Source organism: Lactiplantibacillus daoliensis, from assembly GCF_005405005.1.
Taxonomy (GTDB): domain Bacteria; phylum Bacillota; class Bacilli; order Lactobacillales; family Lactobacillaceae; genus Lactiplantibacillus; species Lactiplantibacillus daoliensis.
The window spans coordinates 255,053-275,013 of the sequence record NZ_BJDH01000004.1; the positions used below are offsets into that span (position 1 = coordinate 255,053).

The window sequence follows — 19,961 nt, forward strand, 5'->3', positions numbered from 1 at the left end:
TCAATTAAAAAACGACTTAATGCGCCTGAATGGCAGTTTCTAAGACCTTGAGCAATTGATTAGCCGCATCTGGCATACCGAGTTTCTTAGCGTTGGCCGCCATCTTTTCACGACCAGCCGTATCTAGCATTAAGCTATCGACGGCTTTCACCAAACTCTTGCCATCCAAGTCTGCTTCCTTAATCAGTTTAGCTGCCCCAGCATTCACCAAGCTCTGAGCATTCTTCGTCTGATGATCATTAGTCACATACGGGCTCGGAACCAGAATTGACGGAATCCCTAACGCGGTAATTTCCGCAATACTGGTTGCCCCTGCTCGACCTAGAATCGTCGCAATCTCTGGGAGAATTGCCGGCATATTTTTGATGTACGGTTTGATTTTAACATTCGGAGCTAAGGCTGTCTTTCCCAGACTATCCTTAATTTTATCGTAATGCACTTGGCCAGTGACGAATAGCGTCTGATAAGCCCGTTGATTTAATTCGGGAATTGCCTCAACCGTGGCTTGATTGATTTTAGCCGCACCGCGACTCCCACCAAAAATAAGGACCGTTGGGCGATCATCTTGAAGTCCAAAAGATTGCAACGCAGCCGTTTTTTTGATATTAACGACTTGCTGGGCACGAGGGTTACCGGTCATGACAACTTTCTTTTCAGGAAATTGTGACCGGGCGCTCTCAAATGAGATCCCAATCTTATCAACAAAGTGGCTCAAAAACTTGTTTGTTACCCCAACGACGGAATTCTGTTCATGAATAACCGTTGGGATATGCATTTGACTTGCCGCAAATACGACCGCACCACTCACATAGCCACCAGTTCCGACAACCACATCCGGTTTAAAGGCTTTAATATACTTACGAGCTGTGCCAACGCTCTTCAAAAAGAGCCAGACCGTTTTGAAGTTTTGTAACGACAAGGACCGTTTGAAACCTTGAATCTTAATTGTCTTGAAGTCGATCCCACGCTCTGGCACGATGCGGCTCTCAAGGCCCCGGTGCGTCCCAACGTATAAAACTTGGGCCTGTGGATCTTTGGCTTTTAACGCTTCAATTAAGGCTAGGGCTGGGTAGATATGACCACCAGTCCCACCGCCAGAAATCATTAGTCGCATTACTTTTCTTCCGCCTTTCCGGTGACTTTCTCAATTGCTTTGATGTAACGATCCCCACGAATTTCGAAGTTCGGGTATTGATCCCAGCTAGCACAAGCTGGCGATAACATGATGACATCACCAGGCGCACTGAGCTTCCAAGCGACTGGCACGGCCGTTTCACAATTCTCACTGAATTCAATAGTCGTTATCCCTGCCAGCTTACCGGCATCTGCCACTTTTTGTGCCGTTTCACCAAAGACAATCATCGCCTTCACGTGATCTTTTAAGGCTGGTGCAAGTTTTTCAAAGGTGTTCCCACGATCCAAGCCACCAGCTAAAAGGACGACTGGTTGACTGAACCCCTTTAAAGCCATCTCTGTGGCAACAATATTGGTCGCCTTTGAATCATTGTAGAACATCCGGTCTTCATAGGTTTCCACGTATTGTGTCCGATGCCGAACACCTGAGAACGTCTTAAGAACTTGGACAATACCAGCGGTTGGGACTTGTTGAATCTTAGCAACCGCAATGGCTGCCAAGGCATTTTCCACATTATGATCGCCAGGAATTTTGATATCCTTGGCAGCCATGATCAATTCATCTTTAAAGTACAATTGACCATCTTTTTCGTAGGCCCCAGCCTCTGAATGACCTTGGCGTGAAAATGGGACGACTTGTGCTTGCGATTGTTTACTCAACTCACGCCATTCATCGCTATCCCAGTTGACAACAAAATAATCATCAGCCGTTTGATTCATCGTAATGCGCATCTTAGCTTTGACGTAATTTGCACGAGACCCATGATAGTCTAGATGGGTCGAGTAGATATTTGTTAAGACGGCAATATGCGGGTGTAAGGACTGAATGCCACACAACATGAAACTAGATAACTCGGTTACCATGGTATCTTCAGGTTGGGCCTTTTGGGCCACTGCCGACGCCGGGACACCAATATTACCAGCCACATAAGCTTTGCCAGCATTTTGCCGATGATTCAACATCAGCGCAATTAGCGTCGTTGTGGTCGTCTTACCATTCGTCCCCGTCACACCGATCAATTCACCGTCTAAAATCTGTGACGCCAGTTCAACTTCCGTAATCACCGGAATATGCTTTTTCAGCGCACCCGCCACGATTGGATTGGTATAAGGAATGCCAGGATTTTTAACGACCACTTTAAAATCTTCATCTAGTAATGACAGTGGGTGCCCACCAGTAATGACTTTGATGCCATCACTCAATAATTCTTGTGCATCTGGATTATCATCAAAATCCTTTTTATCGTTAACGGTCACAAATGCTCCCAGTTTATGCAACAACCGCGCCGCATTCATCCCACTTTTGGCTAATCCTAATACCAATACCTTTTGATTACGATACTGTTCAACCGACTTCATCATCCAAAATCTCCCTAAATTTGTTTATTAATACTTTATTATCAATTTAACTTACTGCTTAAATAAGCCTTTCAATTACCGGCCAGGTCACAACCTGCTAGCAATTTCACTAGATAATTGTGGCGACGCTAATTGCTGCGGCTACTAATCCAATCGACCAGAAGACGATGTCAATTTTCCATTCGCTCCAGCCCTTCATTTCAAAATGATGGTGAATTGGGCTCATTAAGAAGATCCGCTTACCAGTCAATTTGAAGGAAGCCACTTGTAAAATTACCGACGCCGTTTCGATGACGAAGATAATCCCAATAATCAACAGTGACAACTCATGATGGACCAAGATTGAGACAGCTGCTAAAGCGCCACCTAAGGCCAAAGAACCCATGTCACCCATGAAAATTTTAGCTGGCTTATGATTGAAGACAAAGAAACCGAGTAACGAACCAACGACCGCAATACAGAATAAGGCCACGTCCATTTGCTGTTGGTGTAACGCGATAATGGCATAGGCCCCAAATGCAATCGTCGCTTGCCCGGCAACTAACCCGTCCAAACCATCCGTCAAGTTGACGGCATTCGAGAAGCCAACTAACCAGATGATGACAAACAGCATATACCAAAGGCCCATCGACCAGTCACCTAGTCCCGGTAGATGTAAACCCATTGGTAACTGTTCATGCTGATAAACCAGTGTAAAGACGACAGCGCCCACGATTTGGCCGAGCATCTTCTGCCAAGCTTTCAGGCCTTCATTCTGTTTGCGCCAGAGTTTAATGCTGTCATCCCAGAAACCTAAAGCACCGTAGAGGACCAGAATGAACATTAGAATCCAAGTTGTTGGTCGTAATTGTCCCTGCCAAAAGCCGACCCAGATCGTCGTGACGAGAATGGCAATGATGAATAATAACCCACCCATCGTTGGCGTCCCAGATTTCTTTTCGTGCCACTTCGGACCCTCTTCACGAATCATTTGTCCTTCTTTACGTGCCCGGAAATACCGAATCAAAGATGGCATCAAGGCAAAAACAATAATAAAGCCGCTAAATAGCGTTGCTACCCACTCAATTAAACTCAAAACAATTCTCCATTCTACTTCTATAGCTGTTATTTCAGACTAACCGTCAACGCTTCCTTCGCTTCAATCGGATTACCGGCCGCAATACTTTGAGCTGACACGTATCCAGTCCCGTTCGTAACCAGTTTTAACCCGGTCAAGTCTGCAAAATCAGCGACATCGCTGGCAGACCAACCAACCACATTTGGCATATACATTTGACCGTTCGTCACTAGTGTCACGCGTTGTTTGTTCGTCAAGATCGTCCCTGACGACACTGACTGCTTCACAATATGCGCACCTTTGCCGACCACAATTGGCGTCACACCAATTTTCTTAGCTGCCGCGGTTGCCGCAGTCGTCGTTTTACCAGTTAAATCAGACATTTTTATCGTTGCTGCTTTGGTTTCACTCGCTTTTTGTTCATCTAAAGCCCGTTGCATAACCGGCTTGAGAATATCCGCCATATCATCAGAAGCAGAAGTCCCATTCAGGGTCGGTTGCTTCATCGTAATGTACATAATGTATTTTGGATTTTTCGCGGGTGCCATGCCGACAACCGAATACAGATACGAGTTATCGCCGACCGCATAAGTTGATCCGTTGCTGACTTGGGCGGTCCCAGTTTTCGCTGCAATGCGATAACCATCGATTTTGAATGCCGTCCCAGTCCCATATGACTTGTAGACAACATCCTGCATATGCTTCAACACTGCTGCAGACGTTTTAGCGGTAACTGGTTTGCCGACCACTTTGGTTTTACCACGAAAAACAGTTTCACCCGTGTTGGGGTTAGTAATCTTTGAAACGTAGTACGGCTGTAACATCTTACCATTATTTGCAATAGCCGTGAAGCCACGTAACATTTGCAGGGCAGAAACTTGAATCCCTTGACCAAATGAGGTATCCGCTTGTTCAATGGGATACGTAAATTGGATCGAACCCGATTGCTCATTTGGCAGCTCACTGTTGGTACTCGTCCGTAGGCCAAATCGGTTAATATATTTTAACCAAGTCTTCGCACCCATGGTTTGTTCAAGGTGCGCCATCGCCACGTTACTAGACAACGCGAATCCCTTGGCGTAGGTAATGTTCCCCCAACCAGACGTATTCCAGTCAGGCACAGTTTTGCCACCAATCTTATATTCACCCGTTGGTACCGTGATATTAGGATTGTAATTCCCACTATCGATTGCGGCACCCATGGTAAACACTTTCATGGTTGACCCAGGTTCAAACGTATCTTCCACTAAGAGGTTGCGCCACATTTTCGAGAGTCCTTGTTTAGTCTGGGAATTGAAAGTCGGCCGTTGACTCGTGGCTAAAATAGCGCCCGTCTTGGCATTAATCAGTGTTGCTGTCATCCCTTTAGGATGCACCTTAGCATCCACTTCTGACATTTTTGTTTCCAATAACGTCTGCAATTTACTGTCAAGCGTCGTGTAAATATCGTCACCATTCTTAACCTTTTGACTGTGGTCAGTCGTCCCCTGATAGCCGCTCTTGGTAACCGTCAAATGCCCATCAGTCCCGGTGAGTTGCTTATTAAAGGCTAACTCAATCCCCATCGAACCGGTTAAGGCAGTCCGTTCCGTTCCTTTGAGGTCTTTTGAAGTCGTTAGCCCAATCAAGTGTGAGGCAAACATGCCATTTGGATAGAGCCGAGCCTCAGATTGAATAAAGTGAAGTCCCGTCACATTTTGAGCGTCGATTTTTTTCTTGGTCGTCAGTGAAATATTTTTACCAGCCGTCCCAAATTCAATTTGGAATTTGCCGCGACCTTTCTGTAAGGTTGCCATCGCTTTTTTATAACTAATCGGTAAATATTTCGCCAGTACTTTGGCGGCTTGATCATCATTCTTCACGTAAATATCATGACCGGTGGCGTCCTTTTGGTTTTTCGACATGATCGCGTAGATCGTATATGTGCTAGTGTCTTCCGCAATTGGCTCGCCGTTCGCACTGTAGATCGTGCCACGCTTAGCAGTGACTGTCTGATCCACAGTATAAAGTTTCTTGGTCGCAGCGGCCAAATTCACACCATTCACGTGTTTCCCAATCGCGATATACGAAAAACGAATGCTCAAAACACCAAATACCACAATCGCGCCAAAAAATAGCCATTGGCCAAAAATTCGTCGATTTTGTTTTGGTGACCGTTTCGAAGTCATTCGTTGTTTGTTCTTATTCATTTGTAAACATTCCTTATGTTACCGTTGTTGAGCGATAAACCGCTCTTCTTAGCCACTTTATTTAAGCGGCTCCGGCTTGAAAGTTCACTAATTTGTTGCGTTGCGGAAGTATTACTAGCTTGTACCTTTGTGACTTTAGCTTGCACCGTTTGTAACGTCGATTGCGCATTTCCAATAGCAATATTCGACGAAACTAAAGCGATTGCAAGCGCAAAGACCACCAAACTAAAACTAACGCACAAGGCTTTCTCAAATTTTGAGAATGGCACCCGTTGTGTTTTGATGGCGGGGTTTGGGGTAACAGCGGTTTTATGTACCGGGTTTGTCGCACGGGGGATCTCGCGTGGTAATTCCCGTGCCAATCCATTTTGGGCCATGGTTCTTCACTCCTTAAATTTTTTTGTAGCTTAATTTTGTTTTAAACGTTCAATTACCCGTAATTTGGCACTGCGCGCACGACGATTCGCCGTAATTTCGGCATCACTAGGCACGATTGGTTTGCGATTCACTAAACGATAATCCGGTTGCATTTCGTCGGGGATCACCGGCAAACCAGGCGGTAACTCTGGTAAGGAACTATGTTCTTTAAAAATCGTTTTGACTAACCGATCTTCTAATGATTGGAACGTGATCACACTGACACGACCACCAACATTGATTAACTCAACCGCTTGTTCCAAGGAGGTTTCAAGGACGCCTAACTCGTTATTCACGGCAATCCGAATCGCTTGAAAGACCCGTTTAGCCGGATGACCACCCGTCCGCCGAGCACGGGCTGGGATGGCTTCCTTAATAATATCGACCAACTGGCCGGTCGTTTCAATGGGGGCTTGTTCCCGTTCTCGCTCAATCGCGCGTGCAACTTGTTTGGAGAACTTTTCTTCACCGTAACGGTAAAAAATTCGGACAAGATCTGCGTAAGCCCACGTGTTAACCACGATTTGTGCCGTTAGTGGTGCAGTTTGATCCATCCGCATATCTAATGGCGCATCGTGTTGATACGAAAACCCACGTTCAGCGTTGTCAAACTGTGGCGAAGAAACACCCAAGTCATACACGATTCCATCGACATGGTTAATCCCGCGATCATTTAACGCCGTTTTTAAGTTGGCAAAATTGCTCTTGATGAACGTCAGCTGTCCCGCTGCTAAATAGTCCGCTAAGTTATCTTGATTATAATCAATCGCTGTCTGATCTTGGTCGAAACTAAACAAGTGACCTTCAGGGCCAAGCTGTTCCAAAATTCGTCGTGAATGACCACCACCACCAAGGGTACAATCCACATAGATGCCAGCAGGCTTAATGGCTAATTCCGCCACTGCTTCATGAAGTAGTACAGTCGTATGTTCAAATTCTGCCACGCAATTTCGCCTCCTATCAGTTAATCGTTTTTAAAAATCAATTAAATTCTCTGCTAAATCATCAAAGTTTTCAGCGGTACTCGTTTCAAAGGTTTCCCACTTGCTTGCTGACCAAATTTCAAAACGGTCAGAAACACCCACGATGACACATTGTTTTTCAAGATCAGCAAACTTGCGTAACTTGGCTGGAATCATAATCCGTCCCTGCTTGTCCAAATCACACTCAGCTGCCGCACCGTAAAAGAACCGCGTAAAATTACGAGCATCTTTCTTAGTAATCGACAAGTGATCCAACTGATCTTGTAAAGTAGCCCAGCGTTCGGCTGGATAGCCAAAAATACAGCCGTCCATCCCACGCGTAATCATAAAAGAGTCACCTAATAATTCTCGAAACTTTGCGGGGATGATTAATCGACCCTTCGCATCCAACGCATGTTCAAATTCACCAAAAAACATCTTGGACGCCACGGTCAATCAACCCCTTTCATTAAACAATTCTAAGTCTACCACACCCCCCCACTTCCTACCACAATGTTTTGACACTTTTCTAAATTGTTAACAAAATGTCAAAAAAGTCCCCACCTAACGCTGATTCGTTAGGTGGGGACTAGTGGGGCCTTATTTTCCTTTAGTTAAGCAACCCGCGTCAGTAAGAAGATGACTAGCGCTAGCAGGTAAATCACAATCGTTAACAGATCGGTTACCCGCCAAAACAGCCTGAAAAAGCGACCGTATAAGATTTCACCTTGTTGAATGACCGACAGAATCGTTAAGCCAATGCCCATGATCATGAGTGAAATTACCTCATAAGGGACAATTGAACTGTCAGTAGTTTGCAAAGTTAAAAAGTGGGTAAAAATAATTAAAAATGGTGGCCAAAAATCAATCAATAATAACTGTGCGGGCCAAAAGCGTCGCAATAGTCGCTTTAATCCCAAAACGACGACAGACACAGCCGCAATTAAACTGATTTGTCCTAACCAGTTGGTGAACAGGTCATTCATGACGCTTTCCTCTCAGTCTTTTTTTCAAGTCAATCACCCATCCGACTTCTTGCACACTTGGCACTAAGCCGTTATGGGTCGTTTATATTATAAGGATTCTGCAGGGACTTTTCAATCACTGCCACCAGTCCTATAATAGAACCCAAGTCACACTTGGAGGCGCCCGTTATGTTGCAATATTTCACAACCGATTCTGATGGCCAGCTGGCAATTGGTCAGCCTCACGACCAAGCTTACTGGATCAATATTGAACGCCCCACCCCTGATGAAATCAACCAATTGGTTCAGAAATTTAACTTTCCAAAGGACTATCTCACAGCAGTCCTCGATGATGCTGAAATTTCACGTACTGAACAATTGGATCAACAAACGACCGACCAAGCGACACTGATCATCATGCAATTTCCTAAACTAACGACCAGTGATCTCGGCTATCTGGAATATCAGGTCTATCCTTTCGCCTTGATTTTGACGCCGAATGCCGTGTTGACTGTCAGTAATTATCCCGCGAGCTTTATTCAGGATTTCATTATGGACCCGGATTCGTCCCGACTCAGCTTAGACAATCACGAGAATTTTGTGCTCGCAATTATGTGGTATATCTCCCATGCCTATGTGACAGCGCTAAAAGCCATTAATCACAAAACGTCAATTTTAGAACGTCATCTCACGCGGGCAACGCGCAACGAAGAAATTTTTCGCATCATGGCCTATCAAAAATCTTTGATTCGCTTCAAAGCCGCCCTAACTCAAAATGCGCCCGTGCTCACAGCGGTTGAAAACTCGGCGACCCATTTTAATGGCAGTCATCATCAGGCGCTGACAGCGGATATCATGATTGAAACCCAGCAAGCCGCTGATATGGCCAATACGACCAACCAAGTTTTACAACAATACAGCCAGCTCGTCAGTGCGGTTATTTCCAATAATCTGAATGACGTGATGAAAGTTCTCACTTCACTCACCTTGATTTTAACAATTCCAACCATTATCGGTGGCATCTATGGGATGAACGTGCATTTACCTGGCGCTAGTGTGGTCCATGCGTTCAGTTGGATCATGCTTGGGACCATTATTTTATGTGTCATTAGTATAGAATATTTACGAAATCATGACTATTTCTAATTGTTAATTGAAAAATCTGTGATTCCACGTTAAACTATGAAAGAATTACTGAAAAAGTGTGGTGCAAATTAAACTGATGAAAAAGAAATCAACGTTTCAAAAAATCACAATGGTCATTGTCTGGGTCATGATTATTTCAATGGTCGGCTCACTCGCCTTGACCGCATTATCCGGTTTAGGGTTACTCAACTTCGGTTAATCGACACTGTTAGTCAAAAAAGCTCTCGAGAAAGATTTCTCGGGAGCTTTTTGACGCTTAAGAATTAATATTAGCATGGTGGCACTGACATTCGCTACTGGACCAGTCAAAAAAGCGCGATTTTTTATTCCGAAGTCGGTTTCTCATCTGGCTTAGGTTGCCGATAGACCTTCCGCGCCTTACTGCCTTCAGACGGTCCAACAACACCGCGTTCTTCCATCTCATCAACAATTCGAGCGGCTCGGTTGTAGCCAATCCGAAAACGCCGCTGCAACATCGAAACACTCGCTGACTGTTGTTCAGTGACAAACTCGACAGCATCCGCATAATACTCATCTTCGCCATCGCGTGGATCTTCACCTTCTGTCGCTTCATCATCCTTCACCAACATGCTTTCATCGTAGTCGGCAGTCTGTTGTTGTTTGATAAAGTTCACAACTTCTTCGACATCATGATCAGAGATATAAGCGCCCTGCACCCGCAGAGGCTTATTCATGCCCATCGGTTGATAGAGCATATCACCTCGACCAAGCAACTTTTCCGCCCCATTACTATCAATAATCGTCCGTGAATCGGTCCCGCTGGAAACGGCAAATGCCATCCGTGATGGCACGTTTGCCTTAATCAGACCAGTAATAACGTCAACGGAAGGTCGCTGTGTCGCTAGGATCATGTGAATCCCCGCGGCACGCGCCATCTGCCCTAACCGAATGATCGCATCTTCAACTTCACTAGACGTGACCATCATCAAATCAGCCAGTTCATCAACAATCACGACAATATAAGGTAACACAGGTCGATTCTGGCCGTCGGCTTCATTTTGTTGTTTGATGTATTGATTATAGCCTTGCATATTCCGCTGTTTGGAATCTGCAAACAGTTCATAACGCCGTTCCATTTCAGCAACCACTTTATGTAACGCGCGGGCCGCCTTCTTAGGCTCGGTCACGACTGGCGTTAATAGATGTGGAATGCCATTGTAGACACCCAATTCAACCTTTTTTGGATCAATCAACATAAATTTGACCTGATTAGGTTTCGTGTTCATCAATAGCCCCGTAATCATCACGTTGATGGCAACTGATTTCCCACTCCCGGTTGACCCCGCAATAAGTAAATGCGGCATTTTCGACAGGTCGGCCGTGACCAAATTACCAGAAACGTCGCGACCCAATGGCACTTGTAATGGTTTCGTGGGATGTGCTGGCTGCGCTTCAACAATATCGCGAAATGACACCGTTGAAACTTGCTTATTCGGCACTTCAATCCCAATCAAAGACTTGCCAGGAATCGGTGCTTCAATCCGTAAATCTTTAGCCGCCAAAGCAAGCGCTAAATCATCGGCTAAGTTGACCACCTTGCTGACTTTCACGCCAACCGCTGGATGCAATTCGTATTTCGTGACGGATGGCCCCAAACTGACATTTTTAACTTCTACCTTAACGCCAAAGCTTTCCAAGGTCGTCTTGAGCTTTTTAGAATTGCTTTCGATTGTTGCGTATTCTGCACTCTGGTCGGTCTTAGGAATCTTCGTTAATAAGTCAGAAGTCGGAAGTTGATAATCGGAATCATCAACCGCTTCTGTCCCAACTAACTGCTCGTCCACGGCCGCGGTCGTCGGTGCTGGCGCCTGGGATTCTTGGTCGCTAGCCACAACGATTTTGACCGGCTCGCTCGCTGCTGGTTGTGTCACCGCTGCAGCACTGGTCGGCGCAGTGGTTGTCGCCGCCGATTTTGGCGCAGGCGCTTCAGAAGTTGCCGCGGCCTGCCGATTAGCATGAATCTGGCGCTGAACGCGCCACCGCGCATACTGTACCCGGACATAATGGGCCACTTCATCATAAGCCGTCTTGAGCTGCTCGCCCACGATAACCAAGCCATGGCGGATGACCAACATTGTTTGACGGAATGGTAACTTAAAGGCAATAAAAATTCCGGCCACAATTAACACCACTGCCACCAAAACCGTCCCCAGATTGGCGATTAGCGGATAAGTTAAGCTATAACCTGCAGCACCGGCCAGGCCACCCCCAAGATTAACCGAGACTCCCCCCGTCGCAAAATCATTTTTAATCAAGTGCCAAGTAATTGACCAGAAATCGGTGTGGCGATTGAGTCGATTAAACATTGGAATTTCTAACAATAATAAGTAGCTATAAAGGACTAAATTACCACCAGTCCACCAACGCCAACCGATTTTAGGCAATCTGCCAAAAATCATGACATAGCCCATCAACACTAATGTCAAAACCGCTAAAATCTCGTAGGCGTCCCCTGCGATTAAGCGGAAACATTCGGCAAAAAAGATGCCGACTAATCCCAATTTAAACAGCGCAAACCCCGTGGTCAGTACCCCGATCAAGCCGATTAGGTTTCCCGTCATTTGACGCTGCGCTGCTGATTTTGTCGGGCGTTTTGTACCCGTTGTGCGTCGCTTTTTTGTTGTTCGTTGCTTTCGCGCCACGCTGCTATCGTCCTTCCCATTTTTGAACTTAGTTCCATTGTAACAAACCGATGTTCGTTAATAAAAGTTTTCCTAACTCGAAACAAAAACGCACGTTAGCCGGCCTTGCTGCGCCGATAACGTACGTCTGGCTGACACCAGGTTATTTTAATTTGTCGTTTTCGTAGTGATGTGAACGTTCAAGATTTAAAAAGTTTTGTTGCCGCAGAGCTTCATAAATCACAATTGCGGCTGAATTTGACAAGTTCAACGCCCGGATATGAGAATCATCTTGTGGAATCCGAATCGCTTTCTCCGGATATTGACGCATAAATGGTTCAGGTAACCCGGTCGTTTCTTTACCAAATAAGAAATAATGATCCTTACTCGTATCACTATAATCAACATCCGAATAGTCGTGATCAGCGAACTTTGAAACCAAATAGAGATTATTCAAATCTGGAATACTAGCTAAGAAGTCTTGTAAATCAGCATGATACGTAATATCCACGCTGTCCCAATAGTCTAATCCAGCCCGTTTCAGATGCTTATCATCAATTTTGAAGCCTAATGGTTCAATTAAATGGAGTACAGTGTCAGTTCCAGCACAAGTCCGGGCAATATTCCCAGTATTGGCAGGCATCAATGGTTCAAATAACGCAATGTGATTCGTCAAAATAATCTTCCTTTTTATGTTTAAGTTTTCATTGAATGGAGGCAGTCTCTCCACTCAACAACCAGTCTGGTCATGCAAATTATCCTAATTATCATACCATGATTACGGGGTAAAAGCCTAAAGATTCTAGTTCAAAGACGAATTATTAGCCAATTCGATGGTGATCATTTATACTAATCAACAGCTTATTAATAATAAGTAAACTCAGACAGAGGAAGTTTGATAAAAAATGAAACTATTAATCATTGGCGCCACCGGTATGGCTGGTTCAGCTATGGTAACAACGGCATTAAGTCGCGGTCATCAAGTGACAGCGCTAGGACGTTCCGAAGAAAAGTTAGCAAAGTTAACACCAGCAACCAATTTAACAACCCTCGCTAAAGATGCCTTTAGCTTAACCAAGACCGACTTGTCCGCTTTCGACGTCGTCATTGATGCCATGGCAACCCCACCGGCCAAGGCCTACTTACACGTTGATTTAGCAACTAAATTAGTGGCAGAATTGCGTGAAACCACGCAACCACGCCTCGTCTTCATCTTAGGTGCCGGTAGTCTGACAACTGGCGACGATCATCATTTATTTGTCCACGATATTGAAAAATCACCAGAAGCTGCGGCCTTCATTGCGATTCCACAAAATCAATTAAGTGAACTGCAATTTTTGCAGACGGTTAGCAATGTCAATTGGGTCGGCGTGTCGCCAGCTGCCGATTTCCATGCTGGTCCTGCCGTTCCGGCCATTCAGGGTGACAATACGTTATTGGCTAATGCACAAGGCGTCTCAGCAACTAACTCAGGTACCATGGCCGTGACCGTACTTGATGAAATCGAACAACCTCAACATCAAAATGTCCGCTTCACTGTTGCCAATCAATAGTTTTCCGCGTCCAGCAAATTTGCTGGACGTTTTTTTGTGATTGCCCGGAATTTTTAATCTGCTCCTAACCAAAACATGCTAAGCTAAGCAACATCTTAATTCAGTTGTGAAAGTAGTGATCAAATGAAAACACGCTTATCCGGACGTAATCTACTATTTATTGGCACGATGCTCTTTGGACTCTTCTTTGGGGCCGGCAACCTGATTTTTCCCGTTTTTCTCGGCCAGCAAGCCGGCCAAAATCTCTGGCTGGCGGTTCTTGGACTCCTGATAACTGGGATTGGGTTGCCACTACTCGGGGTCATTGGCATTGGCTTAACACGTAGTGACGGCGTTTTTGAACTCGCGGCCCATGTCAGTCAGCCCTATGCCAAAATTTTTACCGTGGTTCTCTATTTAACCCTTGGACCGTTATTCGCAATGCCTCGTCTCGCAACGACTGCCTTTCAAATTGGCCTAGTTCCGTTCTTGAAAAGCTCACAGCAGCCCATTGGTTTGCTAATTTTTTCGGTGGCCTTTTTCTTACTAACTTGGTTGCTCGCTCGCAATCCCGGAAAACTAATGACCTATATTGGTAAATGGTTAACGCCAATTTTTCTACTCCTATTAGGGTGCCTCATCCTCATTGCACTAATCAAACCACTTGGGACATTAGCGGTCCCAGCACGTAGCGCCTATGCGGTGAATCCGGTATTGGCCGGCTTCACCGAAGGCTATAACACGATGGACGCCCTCGCGTCATTAGCCTTTGGTATCGTTGTCGTCGACGCCATACGCTCACTCGGTGTCACTGATCCTGCTCAGATTGCAACAGACACGATTAAGGCTGGTCTGATCAGCATGTCCCTCATGGCACTCATCTATACATTATTAGCCCTTGTCGGTACTCTTAGTTTAGGAAATTTTCACACCGCCAGTAATGGTGGCATCACCTTGGCACAACTGGCAAATTATTACTTTGGCCCGTTTGGCAATGCGTTGTTGGCCTTAATCGTCATTATTGCCTGCCTTAAAACGGCGGTTGGCCTAACTTCTGCCTTTGGTGATACTGGCCACAGTCTATTTCCCAAACTACCCTATCTCGGCTTAATCAGTTTTGCGTGTTTACTCCCAGCGGTCTTAGCTAACATTGGGTTGACCCAGTTGATCAACTATTCAACCCCCGTTTTGATGTTCTTGTATCCCCTCGCCATTGTGTTGATTTTGCTCGCAGTCTTATCTCCATGGCTAGGCCAATCACGCTGGTTGTTTGGAATGACGACCGCTTGGACCATTATACCGGCCGCCTTAGCCGGAGCGATGGCCTTACCAGCGTCCTTATTACAGCAGCCTTGGGGACAGTGGCTTCAAGCCGTCAACAGTGCCCTGCCACTCGCCAGTTTAGGTCTTGGCTGGACGGTTCCCGCATTGATTGGGTTAATCTTAGGCTGGTTGGGACAACAATGGGCTGATCGTCGTCACGCCTGATTTTCACTAAATGATTGTTTTTTTCATATGAGACAAAAAATCCGACTAACACCTGACATCATCAGGGTTAGTCGGATTAATTTTTGTCAAAATAAAAAACGTAGTATTTCGGTGTGGGCACGGCGAAAAGCTACGTTAATGAAGTACAACTCGGTAGACACCAACGACCTAAGTCGATGTTAGCTACCAAACGATTTCTCAAAGGTTATCTTAACACCCAGTAAACAATCATGCAAGCTGACCCACTTATTTTTCAGCCGTCATGGTCAACAAACTGACATCAACTGTAATTTTTGGAAGTCCATTGGCCTTAGCTGCCACTAAACTTGCCGCGGTGGCGCCCCAATGTAACGGCGTCATGACCATCAAGTCTGCAAAATCAACCGTGCTGAGGTCAAACTCATAACGAATCCGCTCCTGTTCAGCTTGGGGATAATGCTGCTTGAACAAGTCGATCACCCGGTCATTGTCGTAAGTATATTGCCGATCCGTTGGTTCAAATAATAGATGACGTAACTCAATCAAATACTCAGGATTCGGAACGACTTTTAACAACTGCCCTCCCGGCGCCAGCACCCGTTCAAATTCATGGTAGGCGGACGGTGAAAAGACATCCATAATTGCAGTAAACGCATTGGCGGTAAACGGCAACTGTGCTAAGTCAGCCACACAGAAATACGCTGGCGTGGCGAGTTGGGTGGCCAGGTTAACACCAGCCTTGCTAATATCAAACCCAATGCCAATATCTTTTTGCTGTTGATGCAAGTTGAGTAGATCAGTTAGTGGGGTGCCTTCCCCACTACCAATATCCAAAATACGTTGTGGTCGCGCCGATAAATGCGCGTTAATGGCCGCTACGATGGGTCGAAAGAACCCGGCCTGCAAAATACGCCGGCGGGCAGCTAACATGTCCGCGTCATATTCGCTTTGAACTTGATGGGTTAAAAAATATAAGGTCCCCTTTTTTGAAAAATCTAACTGGTGACCGTTGGGACAACTGAGACTATGCCCGACAATCGCATCGTAAGGTTGGTCACAAACGAGACAACGGAATAGGCCTAAATTGGCTTGCACAAAGGCAATCCCTTGATCGATTTTCTTCACTATTTTCACACTCTCTAACTTAATTAGATTTATCATACCATACTGTTAAATGCGTCCCACAAACAAAATAGTCGCAATTACAATTTGGCTATGCTATCTTAAATATCGTTCTAAAAAACAATTAAAGTTATTTCAAATTATTAAACGCGAATTGCAACTAAATTTAGCTTGCAAAGGAGCACATGATTTATGGCTAAGAAGTCTAAAATTGCCAAAGAACGGCGCATTGAAGCGACTGTTGCCCGTTACGCTAACAAGCGTGCTGAGATGAAGGCCGCCGGTGATTACGCTGGCCTGGCAACCTTGCCACGCAACGCCTCACCGGTTCGAATCCATCGGCGCGATTCACTCGATGGTCGGCCACACGCATACTTACGAAAGTTCGGCATGTCACGATTAAATTTCCGTCGACTAGCCCATCAGGGTCAAATTCCTGGTGTTAAAAAAGCTAGCTGGTAAGCACCACAACAAAAGCGCTTGGAAAAAATCCAAGCGCTTTTAGTTTGTAGATTTTTACAGATGGCTTATTTATCGGGCTCAGGATCATCAGACTCGTATAACCCCGACTGTGTTTGATACCAAGCAAATAAATGCGTGATTAAGACTTTCAAAATAGCGTATCCAGGAATCCCAAAGATGACCCCCATTAAACCGAAAATTTTACCAGCTGCTAATAACACAATTAAAATCGTCACGGGATGAATCGCCAAACTACTACCTAAAACTAATGGCGATATCACACGGCCCTCGATCGTTTGCTCAATTACAAAGACAATCAAGACTTTAACGAGCATCCAGGGTGAAATGACCATCGCAATGACAATGGATGGTACCATTGCCAAGAAGGAACCCAAATAAGGAATCAAGTTCAATATTCCCGCCGCGATTCCTAAAGTTAAGGCAAACTTCAACCCAATCACCCAGTAACCAATCGCAAACATGACGGCCACAAAGAAAGCAACCGTGATTTGACCACGGATATAATTACTGACTTGACTATTGATTTCCGTTAAGACTTGTAAGAAACTTGCCCGCCCTTTAGTCGGAATGAATTTTGCCAAATAAGTTGGTAAACGGTGACCATCCTTGAGTAGATAAAACAAAATGAATGGCATCGTAATCAATCCAATCACAATCGTAGTCACCGTACTGACGACCGTTGTGATCGACGAAACCGTACTGGTTAGATACTTGGTAAGCCGACTACTCAACAATTTGCTGGCATCCGTATTCCACTGTTCCAATTGATCTCGCAAGCCAGCCAACTTTGGATCATTGAGCCACTGATTGATCTCGTGGCTTGCATTTTGCCAATACTTAGGCCAATCATTAATGATGGCTAAGGTCTGTGTCCGCAACGTGGGAATCAAGGCCACAATTCCCCAGATCAGCAAACCGAAGATGACAATAAAAAGGACGGTAATCGTCAGCGTACGGTGAATGTGGTACTTCTGTTCCAAACGGTCCACTAGCGGATTCATTAAGTAATACAAGACGCCAGCCAAAATCACCGGAAAGCCAACAATACTGAAAAATTGGCGGACGGGTGTTAATAACCAATCAACCTGCTTGCCTAAAAAGAACACCGCGAGGACTAATAAAACAATCACTAAATTTCGAATCGTCCGTGAATTCAGCAATCCTGCGCTAACTGGTTTATTTTTCAATCAGTAGCACCCCCTTGTTATGGTTCGTAGGTCAAAATGCTCCCTACCTTTAACTTTGGTAAACGTGTTGGGGCTAAGTAAACGCCATTTGCTAATGGCTTCGCCGGCACCGCCGTAAAGTACAAGGTGGCGTGCCCAATCGTCGTTAAATTTTGGTCAACGAGTGGTCCGGCGTAGGCAACCGTATAGACTTGATCATCAATTTTGAGCGTGCTGCCGGCTTTAAGTGCCAAACCGGTCAACGGTGCTTGGAACTGTTGAATCACTGCGATTTGTTGCAATGAGTCGGTAGCAGTTTCGTCAAATAAAATTAAGATTGGCTCATCGGGCGATAAGGCTTGTGGCCCAATGGCTTTTACAGTTGCGGTCGTTGCCATAGTTACAGAACTCCATTCTATCTTTTGATAGCTCAATTGTAGCATAGCAACCGACACCAGTGTCAATTTGTCATCGCTTACAACTAAATGAATTATGCTATACTAAACTCATTAACTAAGGAGGCTTTTTTGCATGCAAGAAAAAATTCTATTTGGGACTTATACCAAAAAAACAAGCCAAGGGATCTATCAAGGGACCTTGGATACTACTGAAAAAACGTTGACCAATGATGGGTTACTCGCCAAGACAGCCAACCCAACCTATCTCGCACTCTCGGCCAAAAACCGGTTATACAGTGTCGATAAAGAAGCTGACGAAGGTGGTGTTGCGGCTTGGCAACTTGACGGCAAACAAGCCAACAAGTTGAACGCCGTCATCGCACCAGGCACACCACCAGCTTATGTTGCCGTAGACGAAGCGCGTCAACTCGTTTATAGTGCCAATTATCATAAGGGAACCGCTAGCGTCTTAAAAATTGCTGACAACGGCGAACTCGAACTCGTGGATCAGGTCACTCATACTGGCAAAGGCCCTCGTCCAGAACAAGACAGTTCACACATCCACTACACCGACCTGACACCCGACAACCGGCTCGTTGCCATCGACTTAGGCAGTGATAAAGTCTATGTCTATAACGTCAGTGCTGCTGGCAAATTAACTGAACAGTCTGTCTTAACGCTTAGTGCTGGTTTTGGCCCACGGCACTTAGTCTTTACCCCCGACGGCAAGCATGCTTTGCTGGCAGGTGAACTATCCAGCAAAGTTGCCACGTTAGCCTATGATCAAGCCACTGGCAGCTTTACCCAGACTGGCGTCATTGGGACCATTCCTGCTGACTTCACCGAACATAACGGTGCCGCCGCCATTCGCTTGAGTCAAGATGGTCATTTTGGATATGTCTCTAATCGCGGTTACAATACCTTAGCCGTCTTTGCGGTTGCCGCTGATGCTCAGTTGACCTTGGTTCAACAAATCAGCACGGAAGGCGATTTTCCTCGTGACTTTGACTTAGATCCAACTGAAGCTTTCGTGGTCGTGGTTAATCAGAATACCGACAATGCTACTTTATATGCACGAGATCTGAAGACTGGTAAACTGAGTCTATTACAAAAAGACATCGTCGTACCAGAAGGCGTTTGCGTCTTATTCTCAAAATAAAGGATGACTCATAAATGTTACTAAAAGAAGTCGCACTTGAAAATTATACGAACATTCCGGCTGCTGTTGCAGCTGGCGCGCAACGGATCGAACTCAACGACAATTTGGCCGTTGGTGGAACGACTGTTAGCCGCGGTGTGATGGCCGAAGCCACTAAGTACACGCAGGAACATGGTGTTGGCTTAGTCGCTATGATTCGTCCCCGTGGTGGTAACTTCATTTACAATGACACGGAATTAAAAATCATGGAAGCCGATCTATTACAGGCCCAAGCGTTGGGCGTCGACGCGGTGACCTTTGGTGCGTTAACTGAAACGGGTGACCTTGATACCGAAGCAATGTCACTACTCATCGGTGCGGCTGGTGGCATGAGCGTTGTCTTTCACATGGCGTTCGATGCCATGAGTCCTGAACAGCAAGCCACGGCCATGGACTGGTTAGTTGAACACCAAGTTGATCGAATTTTAACTCATGGTGGTCCCCTAGCCACGCCAATTGCAGATTGCGTGCCCCAACTCAAAGCAACGATCAAGTTAGCCGCTGGACGGATTCAAATCTTACCTGGTGGTGGTATTACCGCTGACAACGTTGACAAAATTACGAGTGCCCTCAATCTCAAACAGGCCCACGGCACCAAAATTATTACGTATTAGAGTTCAAAATAAAAGCACTACGATTACACTTGATGCTATAGTCCCTTTAAGGTTGACAGATGAAAAACAATAATTCATCTATCAATGCTTAAGGGGATTTTATTATGCCT

20 protein-coding genes are annotated in these 19,961 nt (G+C 45.4%); 7 read left to right on the plus strand and 13 right to left on the minus strand.

Annotation, left to right across the window (positions count from 1 at the left end; translation table 11 throughout):
• Positions 1-16 precede the first annotated feature (16 nt).
• The 8 genes from murG to FFM64_RS07085 all read right to left on the minus strand — a co-directional run bounded on the left by murG (position 17) and on the right by FFM64_RS07085 (position 8,104).
• Entirely contained in the window at positions 17-1,114 is a 1,098-nt protein-coding gene (gene murG / locus FFM64_RS07050) for an undecaprenyldiphospho-muramoylpentapeptide beta-N-acetylglucosaminyltransferase (RefSeq protein ID WP_137607303.1), read from the minus strand.
• Positions 1,114-2,493, minus strand: a complete 1,380-nt coding sequence (gene murD / locus FFM64_RS07055; protein ID WP_137607336.1) for a UDP-N-acetylmuramoyl-L-alanine--D-glutamate ligase — start codon at positions 2,491-2,493, stop codon at positions 1,114-1,116. The genes murG and murD overlap by 1 nt, the downstream gene beginning before the upstream one ends.
• Positions 2,494-2,602: 109 nt before the next feature.
• Positions 2,603-3,568 (minus strand): phospho-N-acetylmuramoyl-pentapeptide-transferase, encoded by a 966-nt coding sequence (mraY, locus tag FFM64_RS07060; protein WP_137607304.1) that lies wholly within the window; start codon positions 3,566-3,568, stop codon positions 2,603-2,605.
• A 29-nt stretch (positions 3,569-3,597) separates the two neighbouring features.
• Entirely contained in the window at positions 3,598-5,739 is a 2,142-nt protein-coding gene (locus FFM64_RS07065) for a penicillin-binding transpeptidase domain-containing protein (protein ID WP_137607305.1), read from the minus strand.
• Positions 5,736-6,116, minus strand: a complete 381-nt coding sequence (gene ftsL / locus FFM64_RS07070; protein WP_137607306.1) for a cell division protein FtsL — start codon at positions 6,114-6,116, stop codon at positions 5,736-5,738. Before ftsL ends, FFM64_RS07065 begins: the two co-directional genes overlap by 4 nt.
• A 30-nt stretch (positions 6,117-6,146) precedes the next feature.
• Complete coding sequence (rsmH, locus tag FFM64_RS07075; RefSeq protein WP_137607307.1) at positions 6,147-7,100, minus strand: 16S rRNA (cytosine(1402)-N(4))-methyltransferase RsmH; 954 nt, start codon at positions 7,098-7,100, stop codon at positions 6,147-6,149.
• A 30-nt stretch (positions 7,101-7,130) separates the two neighbouring features.
• Positions 7,131-7,556 (minus strand): division/cell wall cluster transcriptional repressor MraZ, encoded by a 426-nt coding sequence (mraZ, locus tag FFM64_RS07080; RefSeq protein WP_137607308.1) that lies wholly within the window; start codon positions 7,554-7,556, stop codon positions 7,131-7,133.
• 176 nt (positions 7,557-7,732) lie between these two features.
• Positions 7,733-8,104 (minus strand): DUF3397 domain-containing protein, encoded by a 372-nt coding sequence (locus FFM64_RS07085; RefSeq protein ID WP_137607309.1) that lies wholly within the window; start codon positions 8,102-8,104, stop codon positions 7,733-7,735.
• A gap of 168 nt (positions 8,105-8,272) precedes the next feature.
• Here FFM64_RS07085 and FFM64_RS07090 point away from each other — a divergent pair, with 168 nt between their 5' ends.
• Both FFM64_RS07090 and FFM64_RS07095 read left to right on the plus strand, forming a co-directional pair.
• Positions 8,273-9,229 carry a magnesium transporter CorA family protein gene (locus tag FFM64_RS07090; RefSeq protein WP_137607310.1) on the plus strand — a complete coding sequence of 319 codons (957 nt, stop codon included), beginning with the start codon at positions 8,273-8,275 and terminating at the stop codon, positions 9,227-9,229.
• A 76-nt stretch (positions 9,230-9,305) separates the two neighbouring features.
• Entirely contained in the window at positions 9,306-9,428 is a 123-nt protein-coding gene (locus FFM64_RS07095; protein WP_137607311.1) for a DUF4044 domain-containing protein, read from the plus strand.
• Positions 9,429-9,552: 124 nt separating this feature from the next.
• On the opposite strand, the gene FFM64_RS07100 is transcribed toward FFM64_RS07095, so the two are convergent.
• Positions 9,553-11,892, minus strand: coding sequence for a DNA translocase FtsK (locus FFM64_RS07100; protein WP_137607312.1), 2,340 nt, complete (start codon positions 11,890-11,892; stop codon positions 9,553-9,555).
• 142 nt (positions 11,893-12,034) lie between these two features.
• Positions 12,035-12,547 carry a tRNA (cytidine(34)-2'-O)-methyltransferase gene (locus tag FFM64_RS07105; protein WP_137607313.1) on the minus strand — a complete coding sequence of 171 codons (513 nt, stop codon included), beginning with the start codon at positions 12,545-12,547 and terminating at the stop codon, positions 12,035-12,037.
• A 229-nt stretch (positions 12,548-12,776) separates the two neighbouring features.
• Here FFM64_RS07105 and FFM64_RS07110 point away from each other — a divergent pair, with 229 nt between their 5' ends.
• Both FFM64_RS07110 and brnQ read left to right on the plus strand, forming a co-directional pair.
• Complete coding sequence (locus FFM64_RS07110; protein ID WP_137607314.1) at positions 12,777-13,424, plus strand: NAD(P)-dependent oxidoreductase; 648 nt, start codon at positions 12,777-12,779, stop codon at positions 13,422-13,424.
• A 123-nt stretch (positions 13,425-13,547) separates the two neighbouring features.
• Positions 13,548-14,891: a branched-chain amino acid transport system II carrier protein gene (brnQ, locus tag FFM64_RS07115; protein WP_137607315.1), complete on the plus strand. Its 1,344-nt coding sequence runs from the start codon at positions 13,548-13,550 to the stop codon at positions 14,889-14,891.
• A gap of 246 nt (positions 14,892-15,137) precedes the next feature.
• On the opposite strand, the gene FFM64_RS07125 is transcribed toward brnQ, so the two are convergent.
• A complete protein-coding gene (locus FFM64_RS07125) occupies positions 15,138-15,995 on the minus strand; it encodes a methyltransferase domain-containing protein (protein ID WP_137607316.1) in 858 nt (285 codons plus the stop codon).
• Positions 15,996-16,184: 189 nt separating this feature from the next.
• Between FFM64_RS07125 and rpsN the strand changes: the two genes are divergently transcribed.
• Positions 16,185-16,454 (plus strand): 30S ribosomal protein S14, encoded by a 270-nt coding sequence (rpsN, locus tag FFM64_RS07130; RefSeq protein WP_137607317.1) that lies wholly within the window; start codon positions 16,185-16,187, stop codon positions 16,452-16,454.
• Between the two features lie 65 nt (positions 16,455-16,519).
• Here rpsN and FFM64_RS07135 read toward each other — a convergent pair whose 3' ends face one another.
• Both FFM64_RS07135 and FFM64_RS07140 read right to left on the minus strand, forming a co-directional pair.
• Positions 16,520-17,662, minus strand: coding sequence for an AI-2E family transporter (locus tag FFM64_RS07135; RefSeq protein ID WP_137607318.1), 1,143 nt, complete (start codon positions 17,660-17,662; stop codon positions 16,520-16,522).
• Between the two features lie 17 nt (positions 17,663-17,679).
• Positions 17,680-18,039 (minus strand): PTS glucitol/sorbitol transporter subunit IIA, encoded by a 360-nt coding sequence (locus FFM64_RS07140; RefSeq protein ID WP_137607319.1) that lies wholly within the window; start codon positions 18,037-18,039, stop codon positions 17,680-17,682.
• A 133-nt stretch (positions 18,040-18,172) separates the two neighbouring features.
• Between FFM64_RS07140 and FFM64_RS07145 the strand changes: the two genes are divergently transcribed.
• Both FFM64_RS07145 and FFM64_RS07150 read left to right on the plus strand, forming a co-directional pair.
• A complete protein-coding gene (locus FFM64_RS07145; protein ID WP_137607320.1) occupies positions 18,173-19,198 on the plus strand; it encodes a lactonase family protein in 1,026 nt (341 codons plus the stop codon).
• 14 nt (positions 19,199-19,212) lie between these two features.
• Positions 19,213-19,851 carry a copper homeostasis protein CutC gene (locus FFM64_RS07150; RefSeq protein WP_137607321.1) on the plus strand — a complete coding sequence of 213 codons (639 nt, stop codon included), beginning with the start codon at positions 19,213-19,215 and terminating at the stop codon, positions 19,849-19,851.
• The last annotated feature ends 110 nt before the right edge of the window (positions 19,852-19,961 follow it).

Excerpts from the sequence above, each read along its gene's own strand:
- murG (WP_137607303.1), bottom strand. The coding sequence starts at position 1,114 with ATGCGACTAATGATTTCTGGCGGTGGGACTGGTGGTCATATCTACCCA.
- murD (WP_137607336.1), bottom strand. The coding sequence starts at position 2,493 with ATGAAGTCGGTTGAACAGTATCGTAATCAAAAGGTATTGGTATTAGGA.
- FFM64_RS07065 (WP_137607305.1), bottom strand. The coding sequence starts at position 5,739 with ATGAATAAGAACAAACAACGAATGACTTCGAAACGGTCACCAAAACAA.
- ftsL (WP_137607306.1), bottom strand. The coding sequence starts at position 6,116 with ATGGCCCAAAATGGATTGGCACGGGAATTACCACGCGAGATCCCCCGT.
- mraZ (WP_137607308.1), bottom strand. The coding sequence starts at position 7,556 with ATGTTTTTTGGTGAATTTGAACATGCGTTGGATGCGAAGGGTCGATTA.
- FFM64_RS07085 (WP_137607309.1), bottom strand. The coding sequence starts at position 8,104 with ATGAATGACCTGTTCACCAACTGGTTAGGACAAATCAGTTTAATTGCG.
- FFM64_RS07090 (WP_137607310.1), top strand. The coding sequence starts at position 8,273 with ATGTTGCAATATTTCACAACCGATTCTGATGGCCAGCTGGCAATTGGT.
- FFM64_RS07095 (WP_137607311.1), top strand. The coding sequence starts at position 9,306 with ATGAAAAAGAAATCAACGTTTCAAAAAATCACAATGGTCATTGTCTGG.
- FFM64_RS07110 (WP_137607314.1), top strand. The coding sequence starts at position 12,777 with ATGAAACTATTAATCATTGGCGCCACCGGTATGGCTGGTTCAGCTATG.
- brnQ (WP_137607315.1), top strand. The coding sequence starts at position 13,548 with ATGAAAACACGCTTATCCGGACGTAATCTACTATTTATTGGCACGATG.
- rpsN (WP_137607317.1), top strand. The coding sequence starts at position 16,185 with ATGGCTAAGAAGTCTAAAATTGCCAAAGAACGGCGCATTGAAGCGACT.
- FFM64_RS07140 (WP_137607319.1), bottom strand. The coding sequence starts at position 18,039 with ATGGCAACGACCGCAACTGTAAAAGCCATTGGGCCACAAGCCTTATCG.
- FFM64_RS07145 (WP_137607320.1), top strand. The coding sequence starts at position 18,173 with ATGCAAGAAAAAATTCTATTTGGGACTTATACCAAAAAAACAAGCCAA.
- FFM64_RS07150 (WP_137607321.1), top strand. The coding sequence starts at position 19,213 with ATGTTACTAAAAGAAGTCGCACTTGAAAATTATACGAACATTCCGGCT.